General features: G+C 71.7%; 18 protein-coding genes and 1 pseudogene. 10 read left to right on the plus strand and 9 right to left on the minus strand.

From position 1 onward, the window contains the following. Positions 1-449 precede the first annotated feature (449 nt). From KI388_RS13325 to KI388_RS13335, 3 genes are all read left to right on the plus strand, one after another. A complete protein-coding gene (locus KI388_RS13325) occupies positions 450-1,868 on the plus strand; it encodes a phosphoglucomutase/phosphomannomutase family protein (RefSeq protein WP_215087079.1) in 1,419 nt (472 codons plus the stop codon). A gap of 130 nt (positions 1,869-1,998) precedes the next feature. Continuing rightward, positions 1,999-2,331, plus strand: a complete 333-nt coding sequence (locus tag KI388_RS13330) for a hypothetical protein (protein ID WP_215087080.1) — start codon at positions 1,999-2,001, stop codon at positions 2,329-2,331. 61 nt (positions 2,332-2,392) lie between these two features. Next, complete coding sequence (locus KI388_RS13335; RefSeq protein ID WP_215087081.1) at positions 2,393-3,136, plus strand: DNA polymerase sliding clamp; 744 nt, start codon at positions 2,393-2,395, stop codon at positions 3,134-3,136. Between the two features lie 53 nt (positions 3,137-3,189). On the opposite strand, the gene KI388_RS13340 is transcribed toward KI388_RS13335, so the two are convergent. The 3 genes from KI388_RS13340 to KI388_RS13350 all read right to left on the minus strand — a co-directional run bounded on the left by KI388_RS13340 (position 3,190) and on the right by KI388_RS13350 (position 7,089). Further along, positions 3,190-5,028, minus strand: a complete 1,839-nt coding sequence (locus KI388_RS13340) for a histidine kinase N-terminal 7TM domain-containing protein (protein WP_215087082.1) — start codon at positions 5,026-5,028, stop codon at positions 3,190-3,192. Between the two features lie 61 nt (positions 5,029-5,089). Further along, on the minus strand, positions 5,090-6,499 hold the full coding sequence (locus tag KI388_RS13345) for an MFS transporter (protein WP_215087083.1): 1,410 nt from the start codon (positions 6,497-6,499) through the stop codon (positions 5,090-5,092). Then, on the minus strand, positions 6,496-7,089 hold the full coding sequence (locus tag KI388_RS13350) for a hypothetical protein (protein ID WP_215087084.1): 594 nt from the start codon (positions 7,087-7,089) through the stop codon (positions 6,496-6,498). The genes KI388_RS13345 and KI388_RS13350 overlap by 4 nt, the downstream gene beginning before the upstream one ends. Positions 7,090-7,221: 132 nt before the next feature. Between KI388_RS13350 and mdh the strand changes: the two genes are divergently transcribed. The 3 genes from mdh to KI388_RS13365 all read left to right on the plus strand — a co-directional run bounded on the left by mdh (position 7,222) and on the right by KI388_RS13365 (position 8,962). After that, the gene (gene mdh, locus KI388_RS13355) at positions 7,222-8,136 is read left to right on the plus strand and encodes a malate dehydrogenase (RefSeq protein ID WP_215087085.1); all 915 of its coding nucleotides are present in this window, start codon (positions 7,222-7,224) and stop codon (positions 8,134-8,136) included. Between the two features lie 67 nt (positions 8,137-8,203). Continuing rightward, positions 8,204-8,392, plus strand: coding sequence for a hypothetical protein (locus KI388_RS13360; protein ID WP_215087086.1), 189 nt, complete (start codon positions 8,204-8,206; stop codon positions 8,390-8,392). A gap of 12 nt (positions 8,393-8,404) precedes the next feature. Continuing rightward, entirely contained in the window at positions 8,405-8,962 is a 558-nt protein-coding gene (locus KI388_RS13365) for a 2'-5' RNA ligase family protein (RefSeq protein ID WP_215087087.1), read from the plus strand. A gap of 435 nt (positions 8,963-9,397) precedes the next feature. On the opposite strand, the gene KI388_RS13370 is transcribed toward KI388_RS13365, so the two are convergent. The 3 genes from KI388_RS13370 to KI388_RS13380 all read right to left on the minus strand — a co-directional run bounded on the left by KI388_RS13370 (position 9,398) and on the right by KI388_RS13380 (position 12,756). Then, positions 9,398-9,607, minus strand: coding sequence for a hypothetical protein (locus KI388_RS13370; protein WP_215087088.1), 210 nt, complete (start codon positions 9,605-9,607; stop codon positions 9,398-9,400). 3 nt (positions 9,608-9,610) lie between these two features. After that, positions 9,611-11,005, minus strand: coding sequence for a cytochrome P450 (locus tag KI388_RS13375; RefSeq protein WP_215087089.1), 1,395 nt, complete (start codon positions 11,003-11,005; stop codon positions 9,611-9,613). 128 nt (positions 11,006-11,133) lie between these two features. Beyond that, positions 11,134-12,756 carry a methyl-accepting chemotaxis protein gene (locus tag KI388_RS13380; protein ID WP_215087090.1) on the minus strand — a complete coding sequence of 541 codons (1,623 nt, stop codon included), beginning with the start codon at positions 12,754-12,756 and terminating at the stop codon, positions 11,134-11,136. A gap of 143 nt (positions 12,757-12,899) precedes the next feature. Between KI388_RS13380 and KI388_RS13385 the strand changes: the two genes are divergently transcribed. From KI388_RS13385 to KI388_RS13395, 3 genes are all read left to right on the plus strand, one after another. Next, positions 12,900-14,675 carry an excinuclease ABC subunit C gene (locus KI388_RS13385; protein WP_215087091.1) on the plus strand — a complete coding sequence of 592 codons (1,776 nt, stop codon included), beginning with the start codon at positions 12,900-12,902 and terminating at the stop codon, positions 14,673-14,675. Between the two features lie 331 nt (positions 14,676-15,006). Continuing rightward, positions 15,007-15,588 (plus strand): RNA 2',3'-cyclic phosphodiesterase, encoded by a 582-nt coding sequence (gene thpR / locus KI388_RS13390; protein WP_215087092.1) that lies wholly within the window; start codon positions 15,007-15,009, stop codon positions 15,586-15,588. 88 nt (positions 15,589-15,676) lie between these two features. Next, positions 15,677-17,128, plus strand: a complete 1,452-nt coding sequence (locus tag KI388_RS13395) for a HEAT repeat domain-containing protein (protein WP_215087093.1) — start codon at positions 15,677-15,679, stop codon at positions 17,126-17,128. Between the two features lie 49 nt (positions 17,129-17,177). On the opposite strand, the gene KI388_RS13400 is transcribed toward KI388_RS13395, so the two are convergent. Then, positions 17,178-18,008, minus strand: coding sequence for a hypothetical protein (locus tag KI388_RS13400; RefSeq protein ID WP_215088795.1), 831 nt, complete (start codon positions 18,006-18,008; stop codon positions 17,178-17,180). Positions 18,009-18,120: 112 nt separating this feature from the next. Next, positions 18,121-19,422 (minus strand): hemolysin family protein, encoded by a 1,302-nt coding sequence (locus tag KI388_RS13405; protein ID WP_215087094.1) that lies wholly within the window; start codon positions 19,420-19,422, stop codon positions 18,121-18,123. A gap of 170 nt (positions 19,423-19,592) precedes the next feature. Between KI388_RS13405 and serA the strand changes: the two genes are divergently transcribed. Further along, positions 19,593-21,197: a phosphoglycerate dehydrogenase gene (gene serA, locus KI388_RS13410; RefSeq protein ID WP_215087095.1), complete on the plus strand. Its 1,605-nt coding sequence runs from the start codon at positions 19,593-19,595 to the stop codon at positions 21,195-21,197. A 110-nt stretch (positions 21,198-21,307) separates the two neighbouring features. Here serA and KI388_RS13415 read toward each other — a convergent pair. After that, a pseudogene (locus KI388_RS13415) lies at positions 21,308-21,520 on the minus strand (antitoxin VapB family protein); the annotation flags it as partial. Positions 21,521-21,583 lie beyond the last annotated feature (63 nt).

Raw genomic sequence — 21,583 nt, forward strand, 5'->3', positions numbered from 1 at the left:
CCTCCAAAGCCCCAGTCGCTCGGTTATAAACAGCCGACCACAGATCGACAGCGAACACCTCCAAAGCCCCAGCCGCGAGGCGAACGCACGCTCGCTGTGCTCCTCACTCGGTCGCTACCGCTCCCTCGTTGCGGTGCTTGCGTCGCCTGCGTTCGCCTCGGGGCTGCCCCTTTGAGTCCACCTCACAGCACCGCAACCGCAGCCTCACACCTCCCCAGCCTCGTCGGCCGGCCTCCGCTTTGCTCCGGCCGCCCGACTCCAGCGAGAATCGAAGATTCTCTGGCAGCCGGCGCGTAGCGCCGGCGACCTCGCGCGTGCTGCTCGGCCGCAGGGCGGCCTCGCAGGCACGCGCCACCGCGGTTCACTTATAAATAACCGCCATCAGCTTGCGTACGCAAGCGGCACGAGCGACACCGGGCATTATTGTCCCCGCCGCCGACGTGCTCGACATGGACCAGATCGCTTTCGGCACGGACGGGTGGCGCGCGACGCTCGACACCTTCACCGACGAGCGCGTGCGGATCGTGGGGCAGGCCGTGGCCGACCACCTCGACGCGGCGGGCCGCGACGAACCGGTCGCCGTGGGGTACGACGCCCGCGAGACCTCGGAGGGGTTCGCGGAGAGCCTCGCCGAGGTGCTCGCCGGCAACGGGTTCGACGTGCTCCTCCCCGAGCGCGACGCGCCGACGCCCGTCATCGCGCACGCCATCGTCAATCGCGGGCTCGCCGGCGCGTGCATGGTCACGGCCTCGCACAACCCGCCCGAGTACAACGGCGTGAAGTTCATCCCGCACGACGGCGCGCCCGCGCTCCCGGACGTGACCGAGGACGTCGTCGACCGGCTCGCGGAGCCGGACCTCCTGCCAGAGGCCGAGCGCGGCGAGGTCTCGCGCGTCGACCTCGTGAGCGACCACGCCGACGCGGCCCGAGAGCTGGTGGGCCGAGTCGCCGGCGCCGGGAGCGACGGAGGGAGCGACGCGGCCGACCTCTCCGGGTTCACGGTCGCGTACGACGCGATGCACGGGAGCGGGCGCGGCGTCACGGACGCGCTCCTCGAATCGGCCGGCGCGGAGGTCGTCCGCCTGCGCTGCGAGCGCGACGTGACCTTCGGCGGCGACTCCCCGGAGCCGTCGGCCGAGCACCTCGACGCGCTGGCCGAGCGCGTGACGGACCCCGAAAGCGACGTCGACCTCGGAATCGCCAACGACGGCGACGCCGACCGGATCGCGGTCGTCACGCCCGACCGCGGCGTCCTCGACGCGAACCTCTTCTACGCCGCCTGCTACGACCGCCTGCTGGAGGCCGACTCGGGGCCGGCGGTCCGCACCGTCTCGACGACGTTCCTCGTCGACCGCATCGCGGAGGCGCACGGCGAGGACGTGTACGAGACGCCGGTCGGCTTCAAGTGGGTCGCCGAAGCGATGGGGGAACGCGACGCCCTGTTCGGCGGCGAGGAGTCGGGCGGGTTCACCCTCCGCGGCCACGTCCGCGAGAAGGACGGCGTGTTGATGGCGCTGCTCGCGGCCGCGACCCACGCCGCCGAGCCGTTCGACGCGCGCGTCGACCGCCTGCTCGACGAGCACGGGCACATCGCGGCCGGAAAGGTGTCGCTCGACTGCCCCGACGACCGGAAGGCGGGCGTCCTCGACGAGCTGGAGGACCACATCCCGGAGTCGGTGTGCGGCTCTCCCGTCGCGAAGGTCGTCACGCTCGACGGGTTCAAGCTCCTCTTGGAGAACGGCTCGTGGCTGCTCGTCCGCCCCTCGGGCACCGAGCCGAAGCTGCGGGTGTACGCGGAGTCCGACTCCGAGGCCGCCGTCGACGACCTGCTCGCGGAGGGGCGCGATATCGTCGAACCGCTGATTTGAGGGCGAGCCGACCCCGGCCGCTCGGTTCCTCCCCGCCGCACGAGTTTCAGTTCCACTTTGCGTTCGGCTCATTTATTTATAAATTAACCACGTGAGTTCGCGTACGGCCGGACACCGGCCGGTTCGACCGATGATCGACGAGTCACTACCGACGCCCGAGCGAACCGACGCCGAATCAAATCCGACCGACGATCGGGTCGACCGCGACGCCGGCGATCCGGGCCGCGAATCGGGACCGCCTGATCGAGGGCCGCGAGCGGAGCCGGAGCGGGCCACCGATCCGCCTCCCGACCCCGGCGACGGGGAGGGGAGTTCCGATTGCGAGTGCGACTGCGAGACGGCTCCCGAGGACGACGAGGCGGACGAATCCGACGGGCGCGAACACCGGCTCGAACGGCTCCGGCTGTGGCGAACCGTCGTCACGCTCGCGGTCGTCGTCGCCCGCCTCATCCGGTCGCTTTGAGCGTTTCCGTGCCGGTCCGATCGGGTGCCTTTTTAGGTGATACCGCCCAAGTTGAGCGTATATGTTCAAGGCCATCGTGGGCGCGTCGACGTTTCAGGACGCGCTCGATTCGGTGAGCGTGTTGGTCGACGAGTGTAAGATCCGCCTGAACGAGGAGGAGCTCTCCATCCGCGCCGTCGACCCCGCCAACGTCGGCATGGTCGACCTCACGCTGGAGGCGGCCGCGTTCGAGTCGTACGACGCCGACGGCGGCGTCATCGGCGTCAACCTCGCCCGCTTGGAGGACATCGCCGGGATGGCCAACTCGGGCGACCTGATCCACCTCGAACTCGACGAGGAGACCCGCAAGCTCCACATCGAGATCGACGGCCTCTCGTACACCCTCGCGCTCATCGACCCCGACTCGATCCGCCAGGAGCCGGACATCCCGGACCTCGATCTCGCCTCCGAGATCGTCGTCGAGGGCGCCCAGCTCGACCGCGGGATCAAGGCCGCCGACATGGTCTCCGACCACATCCGCCTGCGCGTCGACGAGGCCGACGAGGCGTTCTTCATCGAGGCCGAGGGCGACACCGACGACGTCAACCTCAAGCTCGACCGCGAGGACCTCATCGCGCTCAGCGCCGGCGCCGCCGACTCGCTGTTCAGCCTCGACTACCTCAAGGACATGAACAAGGCGATCCCCTCGGACGCCGAGGTCACCGTCGAGCTCGGCGAGGAGTTCCCCGTCAAGCTCCACTACGGGTTCGCGGAGGGGCTCGGACAGGCAACGTATATGTTAGCACCGAGGATTCAGAGCGACTGAAACGCCCGGATTCGGGAGCTTCGAAGGTATAAGAAGCCTAAATTTCTCTCTTGTCACTCCGCCCCGACCACCGGAACCGACACCGTCACTCGCGTCCCTCGCGGCGCCCGATTCTCGTACCCTACGTCCGCGCCGACCGCGGCGGCGCCCCAGGCGACGACCCACAGCCCCAGCCCGGAGCCGTGTTCGAGGGCGGTCTCCCGCCCGGATTCGACCGCCTCGACCTCGTGATCGGGGATGCCCGGGCCGTCGTCCTCGACGGTGAGAACGAAGCGGTCGTCGCCCTCGCGTTCGGCCGTCGTTCCGCCCTCCCTGCGGAGCGACGCGCGCACCCACGCTCCGCCGTCATCGCGCTCGGTCCCCTCGCCGTCGTGGTGGTCGACGGCGTTCTCCACGGTGTTCTCGACGACCGCGCGGAGCGCGTCGGGCCGTACGTGCGTGACCCAATCGGCGTTTCCGGCGTCGGCGCCGTCGTCGGACGCCACGGCATCCTCGACGTCGAGTTCGACGGCGGGCGCGTCGTCGCGCTCGCGGGCGTCCGCGACGACGGAGTTCAGGAGGTCGCGGACGTCCGTCGGCTCCGGGTCGCTCTCCGCGAGCAGCCGCTCGACCGTCCCGGCCTTCTCCCCGAGCGCGGCCAGCGCGCCCGCCCGTCGCTCGACGGCGTCGGCCATCTGCACCAGCTCCGGCTCTTCGAGGCGGTCGCGGAGGATCTCGCCGTAGCCGCGGACGACGCCGGCGTCGTTGCGGAGGTTGTGACGCAGGATGCGGTTGAGCACCTCCAGCTGCTGGCGGCGGCGCTCGCGCTCGGTGACGTCCGAGAGGACGACCGTGTAGCCGACGTGGGTCTCGTTGGGGTCGGTCAGCCGCGAGACCGACACCGCGTAGGTGCGGCGGCCGGCGCCGGCGACGGCGTCGGTCTCGACCGTCTCGCCGGATCCGCCGCCCGCGCCCTCGTCGCGGGCGGACTCCCCGCCGTCCGGTTCGTCCGCCCCCTCGTCCCCGACGGCGACCGGCAGGTCGAGGAACTCGGAGAGCGGGCGGTCGCGGGCGGTCTCGGCGTCGACGCCCAGCACCGCCTCGGCGGCGGGGTTGAGCCGGACGACGCGGCGGTCGAGCGCGAGCGCGACGACGGGGTCTCGCAGGTCGTCGATCGCCGTGCGCTCGGCGGCCCGGCTCGTCGTCGGGTTCCGCTCGAACATCTCCGCGCGGTCGAACGCGTACGCGTCGAGGACCATGTGCGGGACGAACATCAGCGGCGCGAGCTGGAGCTGCGGGACCGGGCCGAGCCCCAGCGTCCACGCGACGAGGGCGAACCCCGGCGGCAGCGAGCTCAGCGCGACCGCGGCGCTCTCCCGGCGGTAGAGGGGGCCGTAGCTGAGCAGCGTGTCGACGAGGAGGAAGACCGCGCTGGCGACGAGGACGGTCTCCGCGACGACCGTCAGGTACGCCCACGGGCCGAACGCGTAGGAGACGGTCTCGACGCCGAAGACGGGGTCGCGGCCGAAGTCGGTCCAGAAGGCGCCGTGGAGCGAGTTCGTGGCGACGAGCGCAGAGGAGAGGAGACCGAACCCGACGACCGCCGCGAACAGGCGGCTCCGGACCACGTCGCTCCGACCGGTGTACTCCAAGGCGAAGCCGAGGAAGGCGATCCCGGTCCAGATCACGCCGAGCCACATCGTCGCCTCCAGCGCGGCGCGGATCGTCGGGTCCGCGACGAGGAGGCCGACCCCGTACGATAGACACCACGTCGCCTGCGCGGCGAACACGCCGAGGAACCAGTCGACGCCGGGGCGCCCGCGGTGTTCGCGGATCGCCCACGCGAGCGCGATCGCCCCCGCCCCGCCCGCGAGTGAGCCGACGGCGGGCCACGCGGGGACGAGGTCGAACATGTATCGGTCAGGAGGGTGCCCGCGGGGTAAAACTATCGCGCCGCGGCGGTCCGGGCCGCGGTCAGTCCGCCGACCGACCGAAGGCGACGGCCACGGGGACGAGCAGCAGCGCGCCGATCAGGAACGGCGACGCGACCGCGACGGTGTAGAGGACCGCCATCAGCGGCGGGCCGACGGTCCGCCCGAGGCTCGACGCGCCCTGCGTCACGCCGAAGGCCGCGCCCTGCGCCGCGTCGTCGGCCGACGCCGAGACGAGCGTCGCCAGCGAGACGTTGACGAGGGCGTTGCCGAGCGAGAGCGCGGCGAGCGCCGCGAGCAGCGCGACCAGCGGGAGCGTGAGCCACCCCGGGCCGCCGAGGGCGGCGTCGCCCGCGACCCGGTCGACGAGGCCGGTCGCGGGGATCGCCGCGAGCGCGAGCGCGAGGACGACCGACCCGGCGGCGACGAGCGTCCGCGAGGAGACGACCCGCGAGAGCCGGCCGACGAGGACGCCCTGATTGATCGCGCCGAGGACGCCGACGTAGGTGAGCAGAAAGGCCGCGGCGGTCGCGTCGTAGCCGAACGCGTCCGCGACGTACGGGATGAACATCACCTGAACGCCCGCGAACGCGACGGCGACGACGAAGTACGCGACCGTCAGCGGCCGGAGCGAGACGGAGGCCAAGGCGTCGCGGAACTGACCGATCGCCGTGGTGCGCGCGCCGTCGTCCCCTTCCGCGCCGCCCGCGGGTCGCGTCCGCGTCGGCTCTTCGAGGAAGGCGAACCCGACGAGGACCGCGAGGAAGCTCATGGTCGCCGCCGCGAAGCTCGGCAGGGAGTAGGCGGTGGCCGGGACGAACGCCGGCAGGAGGGCGTCGGCGCGGGCGACAACTGGGTCGGCCGCGAGCAGGCCGCCGATCGCCGGGCCGAAGACGAAGCCGAGCGCGAACGACGCGCCGACGAGACCGAGGGCGCCCGCCCGCCGGTCCCGGGGCGTGATGTCCGCGACGTACGCCTGCGCGGCGGCGATGTTGCCGCCCATCGCGCCCGCGAGCGTCCGGGAGGCGAACAGCGTGACGAGCGCCGCGACGGGACCGAAGCGCGCCCCCGCCGCCCCGGCGTAGCCGAACGTCACCCACGCGACGCCGGCGGTCGCGAGCGACGCGAGCAGGACGGGGCGGCGCCCGATCCGGTCGGAGAGCCGCCCGAGCGTGGGCGCCGCGAGGAACTGCGCGAGCGAGTACGAGGCCGCAAGCAGCCCGATGAAGGCGTCGCTGACGCCGAACGAGCGGACGTAGAAGGGGAGGATGGGGATCACGACCCCGAAGCCGACCAGATCGATGAAGACGACGCCGATCACGACCGCGAGCGCGCGCCGCGGGTTGGCGACCGCCGGGGGTCGGTCGGAGCCGCCGGCGGGGTCGGTCCGGGCGGCGTCCGCGCTCTCGCCGTCGCCGGGCGTCGACGCCGCGCCGGCCTCCGGGTGTGTCACAGATGCCGTTCGATGACGCGCTTGGCGGCCTGTCCCTTCTCCTTCCAGCCGTACCCCTCGTCGTACACGTGGCGCTTGGCGTCGACGAGCTCCTCGGGGGTCGACTCCTCGAAGCCGCCGCGGTCCCACGCGCCCGAGTCGCGGAGCCACTCGACCACGTTCTCGCGGGTCTCGGGCCACGAGAGGCCGACCATCTCGTACCACGCCACCATCGCGAAGACGGCGTTGTCGTGGCAGCCGGGGACGGAGCCGTGCTCGTAGACGGTCCGCATCGGCTCGCGGGTGGGCTCGGAGACCAGCTCCTTGAACTCGGCGGCGGTGAGCAGGCGGAGCCGGTTCCCGTCCTCGACGACGCGCTGGTCGCGTTGAAGCGCGCCGAGCGCCGCCTTGTGGAGGCCGCCCCAGTCCGCCGGGATCGCGTCCCGCAGCGCCGCCTCCGAGAGGCCGTCCGGCTCCGCGGACAGCACCGACAGCAGGTCCGTGTACGCCTTCTCGACGGTCGGCCAGCTCACGCCCTCGAACTCGCAGTCGGCGTCGTGGAGGCTGTTCGTCGTCCGACAGCCGGGACACGGGTAGCGGAACGTCGGCACTGGGTGGGAGTGTGCGGCCGCCGGAGTTAGGGTTTTCGCGACGGGTCGTCGGGAGGGGCGGCCCGAGTCGAACACGAACGTCCCTGCGGTTCCGAAACGTTTACTCGCCGCCCGGTCCCGGCTTCACACGGTATGACAAAGGTCAGCGTTATCGGTGCGGCGGGGACCGTCGGAGCCGCGGCGGGCTACAACCTCGCGTTGCGCGACGTGGTCGACGAACTCGTCTTCGTGGACATCCCGGACCAGCGCGAGACGACGATCGGACAGGCCGCCGACGCGAACCACGGCGTCGCCTACGACTCGAACACGACCGTCCGGCAGGGCGAGTACGCGGACACCGCCGGCTCGGACGTGGTCGTGATCACCGCCGGCATCCCGCGCAAGGAGGGGCAGACCCGTATCGATCTGGCGGGCGACAACGCGCCGATCATGGAGGACATCGGCTCGTCGCTGGCCGAGCACAACGACGACTTCGTCACCGTCACCACCTCGAACCCGGTCGACCTGCTCAACCGCCACCTCTACGAGGCGGGCGACCGCGACCGGCACAAGGTGGTCGGCTTCGGCGGCCGGCTCGACTCCGCGCGCTTCCGCTACGTCCTCTCCGAGCGCTTCGACGCGCCCGTGAAGAACGTCGAGGCGACGATCCTCGGGGAACACGGCGACGCGCAGGCGCCCGTCTTCTCGAAGGTGCGCGTGAACGGCCGCGACCCGAGCTTCGACGCCGACGAGAAAGAGCAGATCCTCGAAGACCTCCAGGAGTCCGCGATGGACGTGATCAGCCGGAAGGGCGCCACGCAGTGGGGCCCCGCCACCGGCGTCGCGCACACGGTCGAGGCCATCCTCAACGACACCGGTGAGGTGCTCCCCTGCTCGGTCGTGCTCGACGGCGAGTACGGCTACGACGACACCGCGCTCGGCGTGCCCGCGAAGCTCGGCTCGGACGGCGTCGAGGAGGTCGTCGAGTGGGACCTCGACGAGTACGAGTCGGAGCTTCTCGACGAGGCCGCAGAGAAGCTCTCGGAGCAGTACGGGAAGATCGCGTAGGGACGTTCCGCGGGACTCGGTCGCGGTCACCACCGTCTTTTTATCGCTGCCGCGCGCTCTTCGGGGCATGAACCGCGCCGAGATAGACACCGACGACCTCCTGAAAGTCGTGTTACTGCTCGTCGTCGCCTGGCTTCTCTTGGAGGTCGTCGGGGCCGTCCTCGAAGTCGCCTCGTGGCTGTTCGAGGCCCTCCCGACGCTGATCGGGGTCGCGCTCGTCGTCGTGATCGCCTTACACCTCACCGATCGGATCTGAGGCGGCCGCGACGTGTTCAGCCTCAACGTCCCGCTCCCGCCCGCGCTCGACCGGCTCGCGGGCGATCTCCATCCGAAACTAACGGGGTTCGACCGGGTTCGCGAGCGCCACACCCTCGTCTGTAAGCGGTTCGGCGTCGGAGACGTCCGAAGCGGGAAAGACGGGTCGAAGCAGGACCGGGAGGCGCCGCCCCGAGGGGAGGCAGTCGACCGCCTGCGCGAGCGCCTCCGGCGCCCCCTCGCCGGGACCGACCCCTTCGAGGTCGCCGTCACCGGAATCGACGTCTTCGACGCGCCGCGGTCGGGGTCGCGGCCGGTGGTGTATCTCACAGTCGAGAGCGACGAGCTGATCCGGCTTCACCGGCGGCTCTGTGCGTCGTTCGGCGCGGTGGAGGGGATCGAGGGCGACGAGTACGTGCCGCATATCACGCTGGCGCGGGGCGGGAATCCGGAGCCGGGAGCGGTGGCCGGCCTCGTCGACGCCGAGTTCGATCCGATCCGGTGGCGCGTCCACGCGCTCGACGTGTGGGACCCGGAGTACCGGGAAGTGGCCGCGAGCGTTGATTTATAAGTGATCGATTGCGGGATGTCGGTGACTACCTCTAAAGCCCCGACCACTCGCTTATAAATAAGCCATCGTAGATCGACGGCGACCACCGCCAAAGCCCCAGCCACTCGTTTTTAAATCGTTACTGCCGGATCGACGGCGACCACCTCCAAAGCCCCAGCCGCGAGGACTCGCGCACCTCGCTGCGCGCTTCAGTCGCTCGCTTCGCTCGCTCCTTCCAGTGCTTACGTCGGTGTGCTTCGTCCTCGCGGCTGCCCCTTTGAGCCCCACCCGACAGCACCGCGACCGCACCTCACGCCTCCCCAGCCTCGTCGGTCGCCGTCGCTTCGCTCGGCGACCGACTCCCTCGCGCGTGCTGGCTCGCGGCCTGTCGGCCGCTCGCAGGCACGCGCCGGCCGCGGAGGTACTAATTTATAAATGAACTACCGTCGGGATCGGCTACGCGTCGTCGACCGCGTTCCGCTCCTCGACCGCGTGATGCGGCCCCACCGGCCCGTGCGTCGGGCAGACGCCGGCGATTGGGGTCGCGTTGAGACAGCAGGCGCGCTGTTGGCCCGCGACGAGGCCCCGCGAGAGGGGGTCGCCGCAGCGGGCGCAGTAGGCGTCGTCGCTCGCGTTCTCGGGACTCGCCTCGTCGGCGCCCGCCATCCCTCAGCGCTCGCGGATCCGCATCGGCACCGGGTGGTTCGGGTGCATCGTCAGCGACCCGCGCAGGGACAGATCCGGTCCCTCGTAGTCGAGTTCGAACCGCGAGCAGACGGTCGCGAGGATGACCTTCGCTTCGAGCAGCGAGAGCGCCTTCCCGATACAGTGGCGCGGGCCGCCGCCGAACGGGAAGAACGCGAACCGGGGGCGCTGGCTGCGTCGCTCGGGCGTCCAGCGGTCGGGGTCGAACGCCTCGGGGTCGTCGTACCACCGCTCGGACCGGTGGACGACCCACTGCGAGACCATCAGCGCCGACCCCTCTGGGATCCGGTACCCCCCCAGTTTCACGTCGAGCTTCGGCTCGCGGAAGAGGGTGTAGACGGGCGGGTACAGCCGCATCGACTCGTTGAGGACGCGCTCGGTGTACTCCATCCCACGGGCGTCGGCCGCGGTCGGGAGGCCGTCGGTCGTCGCTTCTATCGCCTCGCGCTCGACCCGCTCGCGGGCCTCCGGGTGGTTCGAGAGGAGGTAGAACGCGTAGGTGAGCGCGAGCGCGGTGGTGTCGTGGCCGGCGAGGAGCATCGTCACCAGCTCGTCGCGGAGGTTCTCGTCGGTCTGCTCGCCGCGGTCGCGGGCGCGGAGCAGGACGGAGAGCAGGTCCATCGGGAGGTCGGCGTCAGGGTCGCCAGGCGGTCCGCGGACCCCGGTCCCGTCCGGGCCGGCGGGGTCGACGCTCGGGTCGCGCTCCGTGCCGCGACGGCGGGCGACGATGTCGTCGATCACCGATTCGAGCGTGTCGATCGCGGCGTCGAACTCGCGGTTCTCGCGGGTCGGCACCCAGTCCGGGATCAGGTAGCGGCGCGGGTCCGGCTCGAACCGGGCGCCGAGCGGTTCGAGGTTCTCCTGAACCGTCTTCACCTCCTCGTCGGTGACGTCGGCGCCGAACATCGCCGTGACGATTATCTTCACCGTGAGCCGCGCCAGCTCCAACTGGAGGTCGACGACGTCGCCGTCCTGCCAGTCCGCGACGTGGGACTCGGCGTGGTCGGCCATCACGCCGTCGAGCGCGCCGATCCGGCGGTTGTGGAACGCGGGGTTCGCCAGCTTCCGCTGGCGCTGCCACGTCTCGCCGTCGCTCATGAGGAGGCCGTCTCCGAGCAGCGCGTCCATCGCGTCGTCGCCGAACTGCGGCTTCCGGTAGCGCTCGGCGTCGGCAACGAGGACGCGCTCGACGTCGGTGGGGTTCGTGAGCAGGTACGTCTCGCGGGGCCCGAGGTCGAGCCGCACCACGTCGCCGTAGCTGTCGGCGCAGGCGCGCAGGAAGCCGAACGGGTCGTCCGCGAACTGGCGACCGTTGCCGAACAGGGGGTCGCCCATCGGTCCGGGCGGCGTAACGGACATACGATTTCTGGGGGTTGAGCGGTGTTAAACGTTCGGCGGGAGGAAGAAAATCGACCGAACGAGGCGGGCGACGGGCGGGCGTCGAGACGGGAACAGTCGGAGGAACGGGGGCGTCGGGACGCGAGACGTTACCGCGCGTCCAGCTGTTCGACGCGGGCGATCAGCTCGTCGACGGCCGCCTCCTGGTCGTCGGTGGCGTCGACGATGCGCTCGGTCGCGTCCTCGGTGCGGTCGGAGCGCTCGCGGACCGCCTCCAGCGACGAGGTGAGCTCCTCGACGGTCGCGGCCTGGTCGTCGGTGGTGCGCGCGACCTCCGCGACGCCGGCGGCCGCCTCGTCGACCGCGTCGGCGATCTCTTCGAGGGAGTCGAGCACCGTCTCGATCTCGGTGCCCGCGTCCTCGATGCGGTCGTGGGAGCGCTCGACGGCGGTCGTGGTCTCCGCGGACTGCGCCTGTAGCTTGTCGAGGCTCTCCGTGATCTCCTCGGTGTAGCCGCGGGTCTCGTCCGCGAGCTTTTTCACCTCCTCCGCGACGACCGCGAAGCCGTCGCCGCCCTCGCCGGCGCGGGCGGCCTCGATGTTGGCGTTCAACGCGAGCAGGTTGGTCTGCTCGGCCACGTCGGAGATGACCTCGATGACCTCCTCGATGTCGTCCATCCGCTCGGAGAGCGCGCCGACGCTCTCGACCAGCTCGTCGCCGATCTCGACGACGTCCTCGGTCGCCGCGCGGGCGTCCTCGCTGGCGTCTAACCCCTCGTCGGCGGCGTCGGCGGCCGCGACCGCGGCGGAGTCGACCTCGTCGGCCGTCGCGGCCACCTCCTCCATCCCAGCGGAGAACGACTGCATCTCGGAGACGCTCTCTTCGAGGAGCTCGTTCTGCTCGTCGACGTTCTCCGCGATGTCGGCGGCCGCGGCGCTCGCCTCGTCGACGGTGCCGTCGAGGTCGCGCGCCTTCTCGTGGACGCTCTCTGAGAGGTCCTCGAGGTTCTCGGCCATCTCGTTGACGACGCCGATGACGCTCAACAGCTCCTCGTCGAGGACCTCGCACTCCTCGCGGCAGACGGCGCGGGCCTCCAAGTTCCCCTCCCCGATCTCCTCGGCCGTGGTGCGGATCTCGGAGACCAGCTCCTTCGTCGCGTCGCGCTCGTTGACGTTCTCCGTGCGGTCGACGACGACCTCGGTGACGCCGACGAGCTCGCCGCTGTCGTCGTACATCGGCGTCGCGGTGAACTCGATGTGCTTCTCGTCGCCGTGGCGGTCCAACATTGTGCTGGTGTCGCGGTAGCGCGTCCGGGCAGAGTCGCAGCGCTCCACGCCGTACACCTCGTCGGCGTCCTCGGGCGCGTTGAGCACCTTGTCAGCGAGGGTGTCGGCCCGGCGCCCGTCGGGGTAGAACAGCTCGGAGACGTGCCCGTGGCCGATCGCGTCCTCGCGCTCGCTCCCGGTGAGCGAGACGATGGACTCGTTCCACTCCGCGACGTTGCCGTCGGCGTCGAGGATGAACATCGGGACGCTCGTGGCGTCGAACACCTGCTGGAAGCCCGCCCGGGCCAGCGTCTCGGCGCGGTCGACGCCCGTTTCTTCGGTGATCTCGTACTCCTCGCCCTCGGTTTCGGCGTCCGTTTCCTCGCTGCCCGCTCCCGGACCAACGTCGCTCCCGGCGTCGTCGACGACGACGCCCCCGTCCGGGACCGACTGCGAGTCCCGGTCTCGACCGAACACGCGCCGGAAGAGCCCCTGAAGTCCCGTCATGTCTGCGTTACTGTCTGCCAACCGGCATCATAAACCGCACGTCCCGGTACTCACGTTTGATAATCCGAGTCACAGCGAGGACACGGGCGCGCCTCGCCCCGCAGCGTTCAATGGCGTCGGGCGGTTACGACGACCGAGGACCGATGGACGCCGACGCGGTGCGCGAGCGGGCCGGAGACCTTCCGACGGAGCCGGGGGTCTACCAGTTCCGAGCGGGCGAGACGACGCTGTACGTCGGCAAGGCGCTCGACCTCCGCGACCGGGTGCGGTCGTACGCGGACCCCCGCTCGGGCCGCATCCGCGGGATGGTCGAGCGCGCCGACCGGATCGAGTTCGCGGTCACCGACACGGAGACGCAGGCGCTCCTCTTGGAGGCGAACCTCATCAAGCGGCTGCGGCCGCGGTACAACGTCCGACTGAAGGACGACAAGTCGTACCCGCTCGTGGCCTTCTCGGACCACGAGGTCCCCAGAATCGAGGTGACCCGCGACCCCGAGGCGGGCGCGGTCGCGTACGGCCCGTTCACCGACGTGGGGCGCGTCGAGACGGTGGTGAAGGCGGTCCGCGACGAGTACCTGCTGCGGGGCTGCTCGGACCACAAGTACGAGGGGCGCGACCGGCCCTGCCTCGACTACGAGATGGGCATCTGCTCGGCGCCGTGCACCGGCGAGATATCCACGGAGAGCTACGCCGAGGACGTGGCGGCCGCGCGGCGCTTCTTCGAGGGCGAGACCGGCGCCCTCGCGGACCCCCTGCGGCGCCGGATGGAGGCCGCGGCGGAGGCGAACGAGTTCGAGCGCGCCGCGAACCTCCGCGACCGCCTCGAAGCCGTCGAGGCGTTCCACGGCGAGGGCGGCGAGGCCGTCAGCGACCGGAGCGACGACCGCACCGTCGACGTGCTGGCGGCCGCGGTGGAGGGCGACGCCGCCCGCGTGGCCCGGCTCCACAGCGAGCGCGGCCAGTTGGTCGACCGGACTCGGCACCGACTCGACGCGGCGGCGGTGGAGGAGGGGTCGACCGGCGGCGAGGGGTCCGGAAGCCCCGACGCCAACACCCCCGCGGCCGTCCTCGCGGCGTTCCTCGCGCAGTACTACGCCGAGCGGGAGTTCCCGGACGCGGTCCTCCTCGCCGAGCAACCCGCCGATCCGGACGTGGTCGACTGGCTGGAGGGCGAGGGGGTGGCGGTCCGGGTCCCGGGCGCCGGCCGCGATGCGAAGCTGGTCGAACTCGCCCTCAAGAACGCCCGGAAGCGCGGGGGTCGCGACGACCCCGTGGGCGCGCTGGGCGAGCGGCTCGGAATCGCCCGCCCCGACCGGATCGAGGGGTTCGACGTGAGCCACGCGCAGGGGACCGCCGTCGTCGGCTCCGACGTGTGCTTCGTCGACGGGAGCGCGGAGACCGCCGACTACCGGCGGAAGAAGCTCACCGAGCGCAACGACGACTACGCGAACATGCGGGAGCTGATCCGGTGGCGCGCCGAGCGCGCGCTCGCCGGCGAGGACGACCGCCCGGATCCCGACCTCCTCCTGATCGACGGCGGCGAGGGCCAGCTGGGCGCCGCTCGCGACGCGCTCGCGGAGACGGGCTGGGACGTGCCCGTCGTCGCCCTCGCCAAGGCGGAGGAGCTGGTCGTCACCCCGACCGGCACCCGGCGGTGGGACGACGACGCGCCCGAACTCCACCTGCTCCAGCGCGTGCGCGACGAGGCGCACCGCTTCGCGGTCTCCTACCACCAGACCGTCCGCGACGAGGTGAAGACGGTCCTCGACGACGTGCCCGGCGTCGGTCCCCAGACCCGCCGCCGGCTCCTCCGGCGGTTCGGCTCGGTCGAGAGCGTCCGGGACGCCTCCCGCGAGGACCTCACCGACGTCGACGGCGTCGGGGGCGCGACCGCCGAGACGCTCCGCGAACGCTTATAAATAGATCCGCGGTGGCGCGTGCCGGCGGGCGGCCGGAGCGGAGCGGAGGCCGCGAGTCGCACGCGCGAGGGAGTCGCTGGCGCCGACGGCGCCAGCGACGAGGCTGGGGTGGTGTGAGGTGCGGTTGCGGTGCGGTCGGGGCGGGACTCAAAGGGGCAGCCGCCGAGGCGGGCGAAGCACGACGACGCAAGCACCGCAGGGAGCGAGTGAAACGAGCGACCGAGGAGCGCAGCGAGCGTGCGCCCGCCTCGGCGGCTGGGGCTTTGGAGGTGGTCGTCGCCGATCCACGGTTGGATATTTATAAATCGTCTCCTGTAACGCCTCACCCGTAATGCGAGCGTTCTTCGCCGTCGACCTCCCGGACTCGCTCGCGCCGGCCGTCGCGGACGCGCAGGCCCCCTTCGCGGACGCGTCCGGCGTCAACCCGGTCGACCCCGAGCAGGCGCACGTGACGCTGAAGTTCCTCGGTGACATTCCCGAAACAGCCGAGAGCGACCCTGAAACTCCCACCGTCGACGACGTGATCGCGGCCGGCGAGCGCGCGGTCGACCGCGCCGGCGTCGCCCCGTTTAAATGCGCGGTCGCCGGCCTCGGCGTCTTCCCGAACCGCGAGTACATCTCCGTCGTCTGGACCGGCGTCGACCGCGGCGGCCACGAACTGACCGCGCTCCACGAGGCCCTCGAAGCGGAGACGACCGCGCTCGGCGTCGCCCCGGCCGACCACGAGTTCACGCCGCACGTGACGCTGGCCCGGGTCGAGAACGCGACCGGGGCCGGGGCGGTCCGGGACGCGCTCGACGCCGGGGACCCGACGGTCGGGTCGTTCTCGGTCGACGAGATCCGACTGCTGAAATCGACGCTGACCGAGTCGGGACCGGAGTACGCCGTCGTCCGAGAGTTCGGCCTCGGGTGAGGCGAGCCGACGCGCGCCCCGAGTCGATTCTCACCGCTGATAGCCGCGGCCGTACGTTTAACGTACCGGATCGGTGAGGGGATCACAGATGGACGACGGGCCGCGAACGGCGGGAGGCGCGGGGTCGACGGAGAGCGGCGGCGCCGGGCGCGACGGCGACGGCGCTTCCGACGGGGGCGACCCGCCCGACCGCGACGCCGCTCCCGACCGCGGACGCACGGACGGGGGTCGCCCCCCGGCGGTGGCGCGGCTCGACCGGCGGTTCGACGCGTCGACGCGACGCAAGGCGGCGGAGGCGCTCGGCAGCCCCTCCAGTTCGATGAGCGCCGACGCGGACCGGATCGTCGAGGCGCTGTTCGCGACCGCGCTCGACGACCCAGACGAGGCCGTCCGCGCGGCGGCGATAGAGTCGCTGTACTTCCACGGCGACGACCACGTCGATCGGCTGGCCCGGCGGATCGCAGAGCGGGAGGGCGACGAGACGTTCGCCGGGTGGCTGGGACGCGACCGGGCCGCGTATCGGATGGTCGGGGCGACCGGGCTGGCGGCCGTCGGCGGCGCGGACGCCGCCCCCCGGCTCCGCGAGGCGTTCGACGACGACGACGCGCGGGTCCGCGCCCGGGCCGTCAGGGGGTACGCGCGGGCCGGCGGCGAGTCGGTCGAGGCGGTCCGCCCGCTGGTGAACGTGCCGAACGGCCTCGTGCGCGGCGCCGCGGCCGACGCGCTCGTCGAGATGGACACCGACGACGCGGTCGAACTGCTCGCGCTCGCGGCGCGGCGCGGGAACGAGCGGCTCCGGCTCACCGCGGTCGACCGACTGGGCGAACTCGGCCGGCGGGACGCCACCGGCGTGCTGCTCGGCTCGCTCGGGGACCCCGCGGCGGGGGTGCGTCGGACGGCCGCCGAGTCCGTCGCGACGGTCGTCGCGGAGGCGGACGCGGTCCCCGCGGGCGACGTGCGCGACCGGGTCCTGACCGAGCGCCCCTTCGAGGCCGACGGGGCGCTCGCGGCGTTCCGCGCGGTCGCCGCGGAGCGGACGGCCGCCGATCGGACCACCGGCGACCGGACGGCGGGTGACGGGGGCGAGTCGCGGGGACGCGTCGACGCCGACACGAGGCGGTACGCGGCGTGGCTGTACTGCGAGTGCCTCGAAGCGGCCGACCCAGGCGCGGCCGACCGGTCGGCGGCGGTCGAGTGGCTGATCGACGCGCTCGACCACCGCGACCGGCTGGTAGCGGACCTCGCAGCCGCCTACCTGCCGCGGATCGTCTCGGCGGACGCGACCGAGGAAGGCCCCTCGGACGCCGTGACCGAAAGGGATCCCTCGGACGCCGTGACCGAGTCCCCGCTCGGCGTCGACGTCGAGCGGCGGCTCCGGTCGCTCGCGGGCGACGGGGCCGCCTCCGAGAGCGCTCGCGAGCGCGCCAGGGCGGTGTTGCGGCGGTTCAAGCGGGCCGTCGTCGAGGCGGCCGCGGAGCGCCACGTCGAGTACGTCTACGTCCGCTGGCCCGCGGACTACACGGAGAGCTACGAGGAGTGAAGGGGGGGAGCTACGAGGAGCGAAGAGAGGGAGGCGAGACCGGCGAGCCCTACGGCCGCCGGACGAACCGCCCGTCGTCGACCGCGACCGTCAGGTCGATCGTCTCGTCGAGGAGGTTCAGGACGGTGGCGACGTTGCGGTCGGCGTCGGCGTCGACGTACAGCTGTAACGCGCCGCGGGCGTCCGCGAGGCGCGCGGCGAGCATGCGGACGAACGCGACCGCCTGCTCGACGTCGAAGGCGGCGACGATCTGGCCGAAGACGCTCACCTCCAGCGAGACGCGCTCGCCGGGCTGGTGGTTGGCGTCGAGGATGCGCGAGACGGTCTCCCCGACCTCGTCGGGGGAGAGGCGCGGGTCGAGTTCGACGATCTCGACGTCGAGCCCCTCGAAGTCGACGTCCGCCGTCGCCTCGAACTCGTACTCGCCGGTGGAGACGATCACCGTCCGTCGGGGCCACGACGCGAGGCGCTCGTCGAGCGCGCGGACCAGCCGCTCCGGCGTGGGCGTCACGGCGACGACGAGCCCCGCGGCGCCGTGGAAGTGAGTCCGGAGCGCGTCGACCTCCTCGTCGGTCGCCGGCGCGTCGACCCGGACGACCCCGTCCCAGCCCAGCCGGTCGGCCACGTGGACCCCGTCGGCTATCCGGTCGGTCACGTGGTCGTGGAGGTGCGCTTTGAACTCGTCGACCGCGCCGTCGGTGTCGTAGGCGGTCTTGGCGGTGGCGCAGTACGGGCAGTCCCAGCTCACGCGGAAGTCCGACTTCGAGAGCGCGTCCGAGTGGTGCGCGAGCAGGTGCGACCCGGTCACCTCGGCCATCTCCGACCGGTCCCGCGTCCACGCGACGAACCCGCACCGGTCACACGCCCAGCGGCTCACCATGATCGAGAACGTGTCTTTCGAGACCCGTCGGAGGCACATGTATGTTGTGTTATGTGTGTGGGCGCCGCGGGGGCGACGACCGCCTCGACGGCGACGGTCCGGGCGGCGACCGTCACGCGGGGTCCGCCGGCTCGTCGCCGCTCCCGCCGACCGCGGCGAACCCGTTCTCGTCGGCGTGTTCGACCCGGACTCGGGTGACCCGGGTCGCGGTCGCCCCCGTGACCGTGAAGGTGACGTCGCCCGCGGCGGCGCGGTCGCCCCCGGACGGGAGCCGGCCGAGCTGGCGGGTTATCAGGCCCGCCACGGTCTCGGCGCCCGCCTCCGCGGGCAGCGAGAGACCGAGCGTCTCGTTGAGGTGCGAGACGGTGGTCCAACCGCGGACGACGGCCGCGTCGGGCGCGACGACGTCGACGGCGTCCGTCTCCCACCGGCCGACCAGCTCCCCGACCACCTCCTCGAAGAGGTCCTCCAGCGTCGCGATCCCGACGACCGCGCCGTGTTCGTCGACGACGATCACCATCCGGGCCTCGCTCGCGCGCATCTCCGCGAACAGCTCGTCGAGCGGCTTCGTCTCGGGGACGAACGTCGGCTCGCTGAGCGCGCTCGCGAGGTCGTCGCCCGCCTCGTCGGCCCGGATCGCGTCCCGGACGTCGAGTACGCCGACCACGTCGTCGCGGTTCTCGCCGTAGACGGGCATCCGGGTGACCCCCTCGCTCGCCGCCGTCGAGAGCGCGTCCGCCGGGGTCGCCGTGTCGGGGAGCGCGACCACGTCGGTCCGGGGGACCATCACCGCGGCGACGGTCGTGGTCTCTAACTCGAGGACGCCGCGGATCATCGCGCCCTCCTCGGCGTCGAGCGCGCCCGCGGCCTCGCCCGAGCGCACGAGCGTCGCGATCTCCTCGCGGGAGAGGTACGACTCGATGTCGGACTCGCCGCCCGTGAACCGGTTGACGACGCCCGAGAGCGCCTCGAACACGTACAGGACGGGCCGGAGGGCGCGCTGGATCGCGACCACCGTCCGAGAGACGCGGAGGGCGTGCCGCTCGGCGTTGGCGACCGCGTACGACTTCGGCGCGATCTCACCGAAGACGATGACGAAAAGCGAGGTGACGAGCGTCGACCCCGTGGCCGCCTCGCCGCCGGAGAAGCCGAACCGGACGAACACCGCGGTCGCGACCGACGCGGCCGCGATGTTGGCGACGTTGTTGCTCACCAACGCCGTGACGAGGAAGCGGTGCGAGTCGTCGCGCAGCGCCGACAGCGCGCGGGCGCCCGGGACGTCGGTCGCGACGAGCGAGTCGATCCGGTGAGTCGGCACGGAGAACACCGCGAGCTCCGAACTGGAGAAGAAGGCGCTCACCGCGGTCAGCGCGAGGATGGCGCCGACGCCGACGAGCGCGATCGTGAGATCCATGCCCGACCATGCGCCCGGATATAAAAGGGAGTACCGGCGCGTAAAGTGTACACGAACGCGCACTCTCCACCGGAAACGAAGGGGTCGATGCCCACGAGCGCGGATCCGGTCGGGCGGCAAAACGGCGCGATGAGGAAAGCGTTAACCCCGCTGCGCGGGTGCGTTTCGGCATGAAGGTACTCGTGACCGACCCCATCGCGGACGCGGGGTTGGACCGACTCCGAGACGCCGGCCACGAGGTCGTCACCGACTACGAAGCCGACGGCGACGCGCTGCTCGACGCCGTCGCCGACGCCAACGCGCTGATCGTGCGGTCCGGAACGGACGTGAGCGAGGCCGTCTTCGAGGCCGCGAGCGATCTGGTCATCGTCGGCCGCGCCGGCATCGGCGTCGACAACATCGACATCGAGGCCGCCACCGACCACGGGGTCATCGTCGCGAACGCGCCCGAGGGGAACGTCCGCGCCGCCGCCGAGCACACGGTCGCGATGACGTTCGCCGTCGCGCGCTCGATCCCGCAGGCGCACGGCCGCCTCGTCGGCGGCGAGTGGGCGAAAGGCGAGTTCCTCGGCACCGAGGTGAACAACAAGACGCTCACCATCGTCGGCCTCGGCCGCGTCGGTCAGGAGGTCGCCAAGCGCCTCGACTCGCTCGGGATGGATCTGGTCGTCTACGACCCGTACATCTCCGAGGAGCGCGCGGACCGGATGGGCGCCGAACTCGTCGAGGACCTCCACGACGCGCTCGCGGCCGGCGACTTCGCGACGATCCACACCCCGCTCCTCCCCGAGACGGAGGGGATGATCGGGGAGGCCGAGCTGGCCCAGCTGGAGGGCGGCTACCTGATCAACTGCGCCCGCGGCGGCATCGTCGACGAGGACGCGCTCGCGGCGGCGGTCGACGACGGCGTCCTCGCGGGCGCCGCGCTCGACTCCTTCGCGGAGGAGCCGCTCCCCGACGACTCCCCCCTGCTCGACGTCGAAGAGATCGTCTTGACGCCACACCTCGGCGCTTCCACGGAGGCCGCACAGGAGAACGTCGCGGTCGACACCGCCGAGGCGGTGCTGGCCGCGTTCGACGGCGAGCCGGTCCTGACGGCGCTCAACGCGCCCTCCGTCGACGAGAGCGCCTTCCCGCGGATCGAGCCGTACATCGACGTGGCCGAGACCGCCGGCAAGGTCGCCGCCCAGCTGCTCGACGGCCGGATCACGGAGGTGGAGACGACCTACGAGGGCGACATCGCCGCCGAGGAGGTCGACCTCGTCACCGCGAGCGCCCTGAAGGGCGTCTTCGAGCCGCTGGAGTGGCAGGTGAACTCGGTGAACGCGCCGCGGCTCGCGGAGGAGCGCGGCATCGAGGTGACGGAGTCGAAGACCCGCCAGACCGACGACTTCCAGAGCCTCGTGCGCGTCACCGTCCGCAACGGCGACGACGAGATCGCGGTCGAGGGGACCCTGTTCGCCGGCGAGGACGCCCGCATCGTCCGGATCGACGGGTTCCGCGTCGACGCGGTCCCGTACGGCCACATGCTGGTCGCGCGCAACACCGACGAGCCGGGCGTCATCGGCCTCATCGGCACCGTCCTGGGCGACCACGGCGTGAACATCGCCGGGATGTTCAACGGCCGCGAGACGCAGGGCGGGGAGGCGCTCACCGTCTACAACCTCGACTCGGCCGTCCCCGACGCCGCTATCGATGACCTCCTCGCGGACGACCGGATCGTCGAGATCACCGAGATCACGCTGGACGGCGCCGACGGCCGCGCCGACGAGTAGTCCGCGTCAGTACGCGGCGACCGGGACAAACGGCTCGAAGTCGTCGACGCTTCGGGTGACGACCGTCAGGTAATCGATCAGCGACGTCGTGTCGAGCGGGTACCGAGTCACGCCGACTCATCGAACCGATCGCAGGACGCCGCGACGGCCTCGCGCAGCGAGTCGGCCTCCTCGGCCGACAGCGACCCGAACCCCTCTCGCCAATCGCCCTCGCTCTCGTCGATCGGCCGGTCGATGAGGTCGGAGAAGCTCTCGTCGTCGCGCTTCCGAGCGCGGAGCCGCTCGTACGCCTCCTCGCGAACGCCGATCGTCTTGGTTGGCATCTCGTGGTTGCGTACGTGTTTGTGTGCTTAAAAGACGGCGACGGGGGCGAAGCGAAGCGCGAG

The organism is Halorubrum sp. 2020YC2 (assembly GCF_018623055.1).
Lineage (GTDB): Archaea > Halobacteriota > Halobacteria > Halobacteriales > Haloferacaceae > Halorubrum.